At 35.7% G+C, this 12,316-nt stretch carries 4 protein-coding genes; 1 reads left to right on the top strand and 3 read right to left on the bottom strand.

Translation table 11 applies throughout. The features are described 5' to 3' along the window. Window positions 1-42 precede the first annotated feature (42 nt). Window positions 43-564 carry a DUF1564 domain-containing protein gene (locus LEP1GSC059_RS15850; protein WP_020981055.1) on the top strand — a complete coding sequence of 174 codons (522 nt, stop codon included), beginning with the start codon at window positions 43-45 and terminating at the stop codon, window positions 562-564. Between the two features lie 382 nt (window positions 565-946). On the opposite strand, the gene LEP1GSC059_RS15845 is transcribed toward LEP1GSC059_RS15850, so the two are convergent. Genes LEP1GSC059_RS15845 through LEP1GSC059_RS15835 form a run of 3 tightly spaced genes read right to left on the bottom strand, consistent with a single transcriptional unit; the run spans window position 947 to window position 12,314 of the window. Beyond that, window positions 947-8,713 (bottom strand): PD40 domain-containing protein, encoded by a 7,767-nt coding sequence (locus LEP1GSC059_RS15845; protein WP_020981058.1) that lies wholly within the window; start codon window positions 8,711-8,713, stop codon window positions 947-949. A 3-nt stretch (window positions 8,714-8,716) separates the two neighbouring features. Beyond that, a complete protein-coding gene (locus LEP1GSC059_RS15840; protein ID WP_002177123.1) occupies window positions 8,717-9,313 on the bottom strand; it encodes a hypothetical protein in 597 nt (198 codons plus the stop codon). 13 nt (window positions 9,314-9,326) lie between these two features. Beyond that, entirely contained in the window at window positions 9,327-12,314 is a 2,988-nt protein-coding gene (locus tag LEP1GSC059_RS15835; RefSeq protein WP_017214451.1) for an LIC_11026 family protein, read from the bottom strand. Window positions 12,315-12,316 lie beyond the last annotated feature (2 nt).

The following is a 12,316-nucleotide window of genomic DNA, read 5'->3' as shown; positions in this document are numbered from 1 at the left end:
ATAAACCATTCCGCTTGGAAAGTTCTAAGAACCGTTTCTAATATGGACATTCTTTTATTGGACGACGGTCAAAAAATTGAGTCTGCTTTGGTAGAAGATTCTGTTGGTACAGATTCTCTTTTGGTTCCAGATGTTTATTGGAATCGTTTGAATCTTCAGGAAAGAAAAGCACTTCGGGGCAAACTTCCTTTTCTATTGAGAAAATATTCTAAGCAGATCGTTTCTATGAAGCGTCTTCATAACCGGGCGGGTAAAATCAAATACAATCGAGACGTTGGCAAAATGAAAAAGTTTAGTATTCGGGTTCATACTGGTGTTTGGGCGACTTTAGGTGTGTTGGCGGCGGCTCATGGGGTTTCGAGGTGTTATCTTTTTAATTACATGCTTTGGTTGGAGGACAAGGGGGATTTTTTTGTGAAAAGTTTAAACCGGGGAGTTCCTAGCTTTCACTGGACTTACGAAATGACTTGGAAGATCAACAGAAGACAAAATCTCATTTCAAGAGAATTAAAATTTGAACCGAACCCAATGACAGATAAATACCCATACTATCTAAAAGAATAAAAATCTTCCAAATAAAATAGACTCTATCGCAGTAACGCGTGCAAAGTCTATGTGCAAGTTATAGACAAAATCATAAAACGATATTCCTTAAAATAACGTGAATTCAATGTAACCAATGCAAAGCGATTCTTATGTTGCGTCTAAAACGCGGTCCATAAAGAGCATTTGCTTAATTTGAATACGATCGAGTTAGAAAACTTAGCACGTTTTATCCAATGCTAACGCAACGTCGCAGTCCGGATAAAGCTCAGCGAATGGCCCCTTCTGAACTCAGAGGACACTTACCTATTTTAAGATCGACAATCAGGAAACAACATTAAGTTTAAATTGGTGTAAAAAGCGCGATCGCGAGCGGTTCGTCAGTATTCTATAATAAAAAAACTTATTCCTCTAATATAAAACTATTTGTATAAAGCCTATAACCATTCCAAATTCGATCCAAAGGATATACTTCTTTAATAGCATCTAATGCCTCTTGAAAACGGATATAAAGAGGAACTTTAGCTACACTCCGTTTTGTAAAACGTTTTAAAAAATCCACGTGGGCAGTATCAGTCTGTTCCCCAATAAAAATCACACCAGGACTTTGAAAATTTTGAGAGATCCAAAAAAAAGAATCTCTATAATTTATAATATCATAATATTCATCATCTAAAAAAGAAGAAGTAAAAATCCAATTCCCCTTTTTCGGAGAACCATAAGAATCAGCAAGCGCTTTTCCGCCTAAACTTAAATGCACCTGATCAACAATTTCCAAAGGATCCTGAAGAATATAAAGGCGACTTTTAGAATCAGAACCTAACTTACCGGAACCCGCCTCAAAAACTTCAAGTTCCTTCAAAGACTTTTTCCAACTTTCTTGAAGTTTAGAATTTTCTAAAAATTGAATTCGATACTCCGGATAAAATTCTTCTTTAGTGGAAACAGCTGAATTGGAAACTAAAGACTGAGGATTATTTACCAGATAAAATTTATCTTCCGTTCTTGGAACTAAAGGAATCCTAAAATGATATGAACTCAAATAAAGATAAGTAAGTTTATTTTTTGCAAGTTTAACATTTCTTCTATATTCGTTTTCAAGTTCTTCCCTAAGTAAAACTTCGTAACCACCTTTTGCCGCCTCCTCTAAATATTGAAACAAAGAAGCCCTAAGTTTACGATTATCTTTAAACGCAAGATCACCTTTAGATTTTCCTTTAAAAAAACGGATATAAAAGGTCTCAAGTCCGAGATCCATCACTGCAAGAAATTCTTGATCTGCGGGAAGTTTTTCTTTGAGTTTATCAGCGACAGAAACAAAAATAGGAATGTCCTTATAATCGGGAATGGAATTTAATACCACGGGCCGAGTGAGAGATAAAAGATCTTTTGCTAAAACTAAATCAAAGAAAACTTCTGAATTATTTTTCTTAAAACAAAGTTTTTGCAAATACACAATCCAATCCAGTAACTCCGTTCTATCTTTAGAACTAAAACGATTTCCTCGTTTGGATCTGATCGTAGAATTTAAGAATTCAATAAACTCGTTTGGAGACTTAGAGGCCGCCTTTTCATAAAGTAAAAGCCATTCCGTATTTTCGTCATTTTTAGCAACGGAGGAAATCTTACCCAAATGAAATAACAATTTATTATTTAGAATATTCTTATCTTTGAATATATTTTTAGATTCTGTCTTATAACGAGAACCAATTTTATCCATCCAATTCTTACTTTTAGGCAACTCTCCCCTAGAGAACAAAGCTTGAGAATAACCAAGTATCATACGCAAAGCTCTGGATTTTGCTCCAGCATTCCACTCGTATTCCACCAAAGATTCCGCGAGTAAATCCACTTCTTCGTTTTCTTGAAACGGAACGGAATATAAAATCAAATGATATAAAAGACTTCTTTCTTCCGCATCTAAAGACTCGAATAGTTTAGAAGAATTTCCATAAACCTCTGAATAAAGAGAATAAGGAGAAAACCAAGCACCCGTAATTTCTCTTCTCCAATTTCGAAATAATCTTTCTCTAAATTTTCCCGTATCTTCTTCGGCCTCTTTTCCTTTTAGAATTCTGAGCGCCTCTTTCCAGTTTCCAGAAAGAATCAAATACAATTCTTCTTTTCTACGGATTTGATTTTTAGACAAAGCGTTTCCTTGTAAAAAATACTTTTGAGCGTATAGTCCTTGAAGAATTTCTTCCACAGTTTTTATTTCATCAGGATCATTGGTAAGCTCAAGCGCGAGTTTACCGGCAAACTCGCCCACTTCTGGTTCGTAATTAATTCTTGCAATTTTTAGAATATTCTTATAATATAAATAAGGATCGTAAAAGGAAAAAATGGTTTTATCGAAAACTTTTAAGGACAAAGGTTCTACGGAAACACCACTCTTTAACAAGTACAAAGTTTTTAACAGATTTTTCTTTTGAAAATCAGCTACATCTTCAAAAGAATAAGAATTACAATCGGAAAGATGTTTATCCAAATAACAATTCAAAAGCGCCGAAAATAAAATCGAATCTTTTACGGCTTCCACCTCTGTATCCCGTAAAAGGTTACCGTAAATTTCTTTCATTGTAGCTTCTGGAGAAAGTTTCCACTTTAAACGAAGAACATCCAATTCCCCAGACAAAAGTACATTCTCCGTTTTTAAAAAGGACCGATACGAAAAAGCGTGTGTATACGCCTCTCTTACGTTGTCTTTCCTTTCTTTTTCTCTAGCTAACAAATGTAGATTTTCCAAAGATCCAGGCATATCTTTTTTTCTTAAAATACTGGAACCTAAAAATAAACTTCCAGAAATTTTTACAGAAAATACGCTTTCGGGGAAGGTGGTGGCACAGGGATCAGTTACATTACAAATTACAACATTACGAATTCCTGATGCACTTAGCACCTCATAAAGTTCGGAAACTTTTCCAAGATGTAGTTTTGTTTGCCCGTAAAAAAGCGCCGAAGAAATTTCATTTTGATTGTGAAAAAGATCCCGAATCGCAAGATTTTTTTCAGATAAACTTTCTCCGAAAGAATTTTCTTCGTTTATATTTGGAAACGGAGATACAAGCATATCCGTTTCTAAATGTATAGAAAACACTTGGTTCGGAGCGATCTTTTTTACAGAAAGAGTAGAATTAAAATTAGGCGATCCATCTACAAATGCAACGTTACGCGTCGTTCTACGATCCTTTTCCCGAATCGGTCTCAAATGAGAAGGTCTAAAAACCAAGGAAAATTTTTCCGGAAGAAAGTTTCGAATTTTTTCAAGATCTATATGATCCCCGAGTTGGACAAACCAAGTTTTTTTAGAAATAAAAGGAATTTTTCCGGAATTGGAAATCCGACTCAAAACGTCTTCTAACTTTCCAGTGTTATCAAAGTATTCTTCGCCTGATGAAGTGGCTCGATAAATTCTTATTTTATCTTCGACGGACTCAACTCTAAGATAACCTTCGTTTACTTCCAATAAAGAAGTCGCAGAAGGTTCTTCGATAAATATTCCAAGATACCCGTCCAAGTCCTGGTTTTTACGACTGATACCCCCAAGTTCTTTTTCTAAATCCTTAGAAAGTTGAACGTAATTTTTCAGTAAACTTTCGGACTTTTCCTTTTTTTCCAATGTATTTTGAATTGCTGAATAGTAAAACTTCTGCTTTCTAACTAAGTCCTGTAGTTTTGTTATATCTTCCGTAAAATTTGGATCTTCCGATTCGTGTGGAATTTTAATAAACTGACGATATAGTTTTAATTTGTGAAGCCGATCCAGACTTTTAAATCCGTCCGAAAATTTTCCAGATTGAAAATTGAGTTCCGATTGAATTTTAAAAAGTTTATATATTATAAAATACTTAAATTCACTTATTAAATGAGGATGAGACAACAAAAGAGTACTAGCTCTATCGATTTTTTCCTTGGCTTTGGAATCGTTTTTTTCTTTTCTGAAAATCTCCGCTTGGGTTACCAATGCTTCGATCCATTCTTGAATATAATAAAATTCGTTTGCGGTTTCGGATGCGAGTTCTAAAACAGAAATTGCTTTTTGAGAGTCTTCCAATCGAACGTAAAGATTGGCTCTGCTAATCGAATAGGAAAGTCTTTCTTTTCTAGAATATGGATCATCCGCAAGTCCTACCACTTCCTTAGGAACCAGGGACGGATTTTCCAAAAGTCCAGCAGACCTTCCAAAAAATTCAAAAGCGGAAACGACATCCCCCATTCTAAAAAACTGTTCCCCCTGATAGTAATAGATCAGGGCCAAAGTAGGATCGTGATCCGAAAAAGAATTATAAAATTTTAATATACATTTCTTAGTCTCGGAATGTATCAACTCTTCTTGATACCGAACTTCTCCCAAACAACCTTTTACAAAATCAGATTTAGAAGAAAGAAGACGTTCGGCAGCAGAACGTAAAGTTTTTAGTTCAAGTTCCGGGTCTTCATTTGTATTTTCCAAATGCCCGAAATAGGAATAAAGTCCTCTTTTAAAGGAAGTTCTAGCTTTAGCCGCAAATCCTTTTTCGGCTTCAAATCTTTCGGCTTGTTCGTAAACATCAATGGCAGTTTTAAATTCATCCCTTTTAAAATGTAAATATCCTAAATCGTTTAAAGAATTGGCTCCGATCAAAGAACCGGCTAACGTAGTTTCCAAACCCTTAGATTTTACATAAGCAAGTCTGGAATTAATTTCTTTAATGGCTTCGTCTATCTCCATAGACGCGATTAAATTATTCACTCGAATTCCACTGGTCATCAAAGGTTGAAACTTAGGAGAAATAGCTTCCGGAAATCTCCCTTCTCCAGAAATTCGAACCCCATCCGGTAGAGCCACTTCCCAGACCCAGTCCCAAAAATAATCCCAAAAAGCGAGTTTAACTCCCTTTGGAATCCAACCAGTTCCGATTCGATCGGCGACGATTTTATCTGCTTTGGTTAGATGCAATTCTGATAATTTATATTTTCCTAATTTTTGATAACAAAGCGCCAAGCCGTTATGAAGATTGACCGGATCGATCCATCCGTTTTCTCCGTTCAAAGAAAGCGCATCCTTATAATAAGGAACCGCGTTAGAATATTCCCCAGCCTCCATATACGAAAGACCGGTTAACGTGAATAAAAGAGCGAGTTTAAGTTTATACTGTTCTAGTTTTTCCGCGCTGTCCTTACCAACGACCGTTTTTTTAGATTCGTTTCTAAAGTAAAGATCAGAAGCCGCTTTTAATTTCTGAACCGCAGACTTATAATCGGCCACATAAATAGAAGATCTCGCAGAATTAAAAAGAAAAATCGCTTTTTGACGATAATCTTCAAACTGTGTTTTAGAAATAATATAATCCGAAAATGAATCTACTTTGGAATACTGTTCGTTCGCCTTAGGATAATTTTTCAGTAAAAAATAATTATTTCCAAGATTCAATCTCAGATCAGAAAGAGCCTTTTTATTTTCGAAATTATCCCCTAAAAGTTCTAAAACCTGGCTGTATAATTCTATGTTTTCTTCAAAATTTTTCTCGGGAAAATATTTTTCATAAACACTTGCATATCTCTCTTCGTCACTTGGTTGATCTTCTCCGGACTTTCTATTTTTTAATATGTCCACATACTGATACATCCAACCTAAAAGTTGATAAGCCTCGTAATATCTCGGATCTGCAAAGATGATCCAGCGTAATTCATATTCAGCTTGTTTAAAATCTCTAAGAATCTCTTCTTTTTTAGAAGAGGTCATCGATTTAGTAGAATTGTAATACGTTTCACGAATCACACCTCGATTGATCAAGTAATACGAATAACCGTATAACGTAGCCAGATCCAAAACAGGTCTGGCTCTAGGAACGGCTTCCTTATAGTATTGATTGATATAAACAAGGCCTTCCTCCGCAAGCGGGTCGACCTTAGCAATATCAATCACATCCAGTTGATTCAAAAGTGCTTTTTTTCTTTCTTCGCTTAAAGAACCGGACAACTTAAATACCGCATCCACCATCATCCTTTGATAATAAACCGCAAATTCCTTATAAAGGCTTTCCAGAAATAAGTTTCTACTTTTTACTAAAAACATATTTTCAGTATTGTAAAAATAATGAAAGGCGGCGTCTTGAAGGTTCCCTCTTCGATCGTGATCCCTCGCTTTGTTTTCAAAATAAATAAAAGAACGTTCTATTTCTTTTTCTTCTAAGTCTACGCCTAAAAGAGGATCGTATTTTTCTAAATAGATCCTAAGTTCGTCGAAAGATTTTTGAACCTCTCCAAGTCCTTTAAAATTACTCGATTTCAGAAGATGTGCTTTTAAAAAGAGAGGATCACTTTGGACAACCTTGGATAAAAAAGTATCCAATAAAGAATTACTTTCTTCGAAAGAACCTTTTCCGTTTAAACCTAGAGATTTAATATATAAGAAATATTGAAACAACCTAGGAGATTTATTTTCAAGAGAATTAGATTCGATTGAAATTTCGGCTGCGCTTATTTTTTCCGAAAAACTTTTTCCAACGACCACTTCTCCATCAATCCGTTCGTATAAAAGTTTTAAGTCTTCTTTTCGAGCGTTAGGATCGTTTGCTACTCTAAAAAACGGTTCCGGAATTTGATAACGATGTAAATGAGCGTTTTTATACTGTAGATCTCCCGACTTTCTATAAACATCTCTAATCCGATAATAATCCGGATAATGAATTATAATTTCATCATATACTTTTAAAGAATGCTGAAGATTTCCCGACTTTCGAGCCAAGTCTCCTTCTTCTTCCAAAAGAGAAGCCAATAAATTTTTTCCAGTATCTGAAATGGCTCTAATTTGTTCGTAGTATTTCCTCAATTCTTGAACAGAAACAGTAAGTTTTTTTTCATTGGAAAGAAATAAACCGTAAGCCAAACCATAAACCGGATTTAAACGAGACGATAAAATTTCTTTTTTTGTGTTTTCTGCAATTACAGCTCTTCCGGAATTTTTTGCTTCCTCGTATTTTAAAAGAAGGGCCTTAGCGGAAATCAAAGGATAAATCGGATCTTGCGAAAAATAAAACTCGATCGCGTCTATCGCCAAAAGAAAATCCTCAAAACTCTGTTTTTCCTTGTATTTCAAAGCGAGTTCATATTGGGAAATGATGTCCTTTTCTTTGGACACAGAACCAGAGGCCGGAATAAAATAGATATTTAGAGTATTATAATATGCTGCAGTAAATAAAATAGAGCCGCCGTTAAACGAAGAAAATCTGGAATCAAACAAAGAATCGTTACCCGAAGTCAACCGGCGGACCGTGCCCGTTTTCAAATCCTTTTTTACGATCAGACTATTGTCCCTTTCGTCCAAACGACCATTTCGATTTGTATCGTTTTGAATCGAAGTATAATACAAATACCGTTTATCTTCCGAAAGAGACGGAGAAAAATTGAGATAAGAATCTTTGGTAAGTCTTTCGTTTTTACCGGAAATAAGGTCCAAAAGATAAACGTCTCCAGAAACTCCATCCTGATACGAAATATAAACGATCGATTTACCGTCCCGCGACCAAAATGGAGAAGCTCCCCCCCTTTGAGTCAACAATTTCATCGGCTCTTTTCCTTCCGTATCTAAAACGACTAAATTTTGAATTCCTGGAGTCAGGCGATCCGTAGAAAACACCAAACGGCGTCCATCCGGCGCAAAAAAAGGATCCGTATCTACGTAAGAATCCTTTTTACCGGCATCAGAATAATTAGAATTTGTTAATATTATAAAGTCTGAATTTATAAACCTTTTTCCCTGAAGGATTTTTTCTGCCCATAAACCCGGATTCATTTCAAGTAAAATCAAATCCCCGGAAGAATCGTATTGTTCAGACACGAAAACTAACTTCTTTCCGTCTGGACTGATTGCAGGTTTATATTCAGGAGCAGGATGAGTAGTAACCGGAACCGTAATTGAACTTTTTAAATCTCTAAACCAAATATCGTAATTTCCCTTTTGACCGGTTGTATAAAAAAGATAACTTCCGTCTGCGGTGGTAGAATTATATAAATTATTTCCTCTCTGCACAGTAAGAGGGAAGGGTTTTTCGTTTTCCGGAGTAAAATAATTTACAGCAATCGAAGTATAATTGAATTCCAAAGGTTTAATTCTGGAAACCGCTCGAAAGATAGAACAATGATAAAAAAAGAAAAAGCTAAAGAAGCAGATTCCAAATCGAATCATAATCTACTCCTTACGAATCCACTTGCCAGGAGACTTTTCGTAGTATTCTCCTTTTTCCACAAGTCGATACCAAGTCAGTTTTAAATGTTCCGACTTTTCCTTAGAAACTGTTTTAGAATCATTTTCGAAACGACTAAAAACCACTTTATTTCTATGTTCATTGGTAAGAGAAATCAAAGATTCAAGCCTGGACTTAACATCTGTCTTGGAAAGTTCATTTCTAATTCCCGCTTCAGAAGCGGCTGGATTAATTCTAAGTTTACCGTCCAAACCTTCTGCCAAAAAACCTTCTTCTTTCCAGGTTCTAATTTCCGGAGCCAAATAGGCGAGAGCCTTTAAGGACATTAGAATATTCTTATCTCCTAAAGTGTAGTTTTCTCCAGAAAAATCTTTTTTCCAAACTTCGGCGCCCGCAGAGGAATTTTTGACCGAAGAAATGAGCCAACCGTCCTTTTCCAAAATACGATCCTCTCCGATCATCTGTTTTTCCGCAGCAGTCTGAGTTTGAGTAAACGTAATCAAAGGAGATTTAATGACACAATTTGTCAAAAAAATCTCTGAAAGAAAAAATAAGAATATTAGAATATTTTGATTTTTCAATTTTACTTCCTCCTCATCGATACGTATCAACTTCGGTTCTCGCCCTTTTAAGGAAATTTGCAAGGGGCATTCTTTGTTGAGAGATTTGGCTGTTTTCCAAATTGATGATCGTATTTAAAACGGAACGTTTAAAACCTATGACCGCGTAGACGAGTCCTTTTGACAACTCCACTTCTATCTTGTCCACGGCGTAACTGTTATAGATAAAATCGGTGAATACATTTGAAGGTGTAAAAATATTTACTGCGCTTTTTGCAAAATCCTGACCTATTTGAAACACGCTAAAGAATAGATTGATGTTTGGAATTGGGTCCGCCAAATTTCTACCGGAGACATTTAAATCTGCCTTGATTTTTCCATCGTCTATCTTGGATCTTCTTTTAGGTGGAAGAAGTTGTTTTAAATCGATGTCCTTGATTTGGACAACCGCGCTAAACTCCATCTTTTCCGGATCTCCTCCTCCCACGTTTATGAGTATGTCTTTTCCATTTACAAGACCATCCAAAGTAAACACTTTCAAATATTCTAATTTAAGAAAGTTCTCAGAATAGTCAATTCTGGCAGACAAACCGGGTTGACCGTTTTTAGGTTTTACGTAGTCAAAAGGGATTCCACTGATGGAAGGATGTGTTCCTACAATCTGTTGGATCGTAAAATTAGAAGCAGGAATTCTTCCGTAAGTGCGAATAAATTTTTCCTTATTTCCGTCGATAAGATTACGAGTTGTTTTAATAGAAAGATCGTGAACAAACGAAAATTCCGCATCCAAACCTTCGACTCGATAGAGTTTACAATCTTCGCCTGGACAAAACTCGTTCGCATAACCGAAGTTAGAGTTTTTAGAAATCAAAGTTCCACTCGCAATCGAATTTTTAAGCCGGAAACGAACTGCAAAAAGACCCTCGAAATTGATCCCCTTAAAAAGATAAGCCGGTTTGTCAGATCCTAATTGTATATTTCCCTCTAAGTCGGGAATCAGATCTCCTTCCGGAGTCTTTTTCAAAAGACCACTGGTCACAATTCTAAACTTAGATTGAAAAGCAGTAAGATCAAAATTAGAAAGAGTAATAGAAGAATCTTTTGCTATCTTCAGGTTCAGGTCCATTTTAAGATCTCTTATCTGAATTCCAGGTAGATCAAATAGAAATTTACCGGATACGGATTGAGTACCATCCAAAATAGAATAGTTCACTCCTCCGGTTAGAATAATCTGATTTCCTAAATTGTTTCTGACAGGAGCCAAACTTTCCCGAAGAGAAAACGGAAGTGTAGGTGTTAGGCGATCCAACTCTGTTTTAATTACCAAAGAATTCAGATTCACTCTAAATCCTTTCCCTAAACCTAAATTTCCTGTAGATGAAATTTTAAGAGATTCTTTTCCTTCTAAACTTTTAGTAGAAATTGAAATAGAATCTAAACGAACTAAATCTGGAATAAACGGTTTTGAAAATTGAATTCTGGATTTTAAATCCAAATTTATAGGAATCGGGGACGATTTTCCTCTTCCCATCGGAAAACGAAAACCTGAAAGTTGAACGGCTCCATCTACATTCAAAGAATTGAATATTCCTGATACCTTCATTTTTAAACCCAAAATTCCGTTTAGGGTTTTTACATAATCCGATAGGTTCAGATTTTGAACCGAAAGATCCAAATCCAACTGGGAACCTCTCAATATGTTTCCAATCGCCGCCAATTGAATTCCATTGTAGTCAACCGACAGTTCTTTTAAAGTAAGACTTTCAAGTATTGGAATCGGCTTACTAGCGTTAGGTGTTTCTTGGGTAAATGGATGAAGTATAAAATCGGCTAAAAATTTCAACTTAGGAATTTTATGATTTTTTCCGCCAATAGAAATCAAAAGATCCTTTGCTACAATATCCGTTTCCACTTTCAATCGAGTATCCTTTCCAGAAATGGTAATCGGAGCCAAACTCAATTCTCCGTCCAATTTCATTTTAGGAATTCCCGGAACCGTAGATAAAAAATCGGAAAGAGGTTTTAAACGGATCAAAGACTTTTGAATCCCAAATTGAACATTTCTTTCTCTGGAAGAAACCCCGGTCATTTCTCCTCCACCAGATAACCAAACGTCTTCGTTTACTTTTAATTCTAGGGTTTCTAATTTGAGTTTATCTTCTTTTTCTAAATAACCGAGTTTATACCTAAGACCAAATCCAAAAGGAGCGAGTAATTTATTTTGTACTTTTATAGGAATCGAATCTGAACCTATATCCGCTTGAGATACAAATATTCCTCCTGGATCTCTAGAAAATTCCAATCCAAGCCTAAACGGCTGATCCAAAGACTTGGAATTGTCTTCAAAATAAATTCGAACCGTTTTTTCCGGATTCATTCTAAATCGTATAACATCAATTAACTGAAGGATCCGAACGTTCAAAGGGATTTTTCGAAATCGTACAGTGTCTAACTCGAAAGCAAGAGCAAATCCTTCCAATCCCGCTTTGTAGGAAGACAAACCGGACTCGGACGAAACATGTACAAATATATCTTTTAGTTCTAAATTGAGATAAGCGCTAACTGGGAGGATCGTGGATATTTCCTCTAAAGGAGAAGATGTTGTCTCCTCTTCTGGAGAAGATTGAGAAGAAGTAGGAAATAATTTCGACAGATTCCATTCCCCGCCTTTTTGTCTGAGATCTATCTTAAGCCCTACAATTGCGATTCTAGATAACTTGACTCTTCCTAATAAAATTAAAGGTAGATTGTAGGAAAGTTCCAACTCTTTTACAGAAAGGACCGGACGTTCTTCAAAAGTTGAATCCGATTTTAATACTAAGTCTTCGAACGCAATTCCGTAAAAAAGAGAAAATTTAGTTACTGTAAAGTTAGCGGTGCCTTGTATAGAACCGTGTAGTATTTTGGAAAGTAAGAGCTGTCCCGTATAACGGTTAAAGACAAACTTGTAAATAATAAATAGACTCAGTAGGAAAAAATAAACTTTTTTATGTTTTTGAAAATGAAGTTTAAATGTTTCCACTT

Origin of the sequence: Leptospira noguchii serovar Panama str. CZ214, assembly GCF_000306255.2 — a bacterium.
In the GTDB taxonomy this organism is placed as follows: Bacteria; Spirochaetota; Leptospiria; order Leptospirales; family Leptospiraceae; genus Leptospira; species Leptospira noguchii.
The sequence above is the reverse complement of the archived record's forward strand: the minus strand, read 5'-3'. Positions and strand labels throughout refer to the sequence as shown.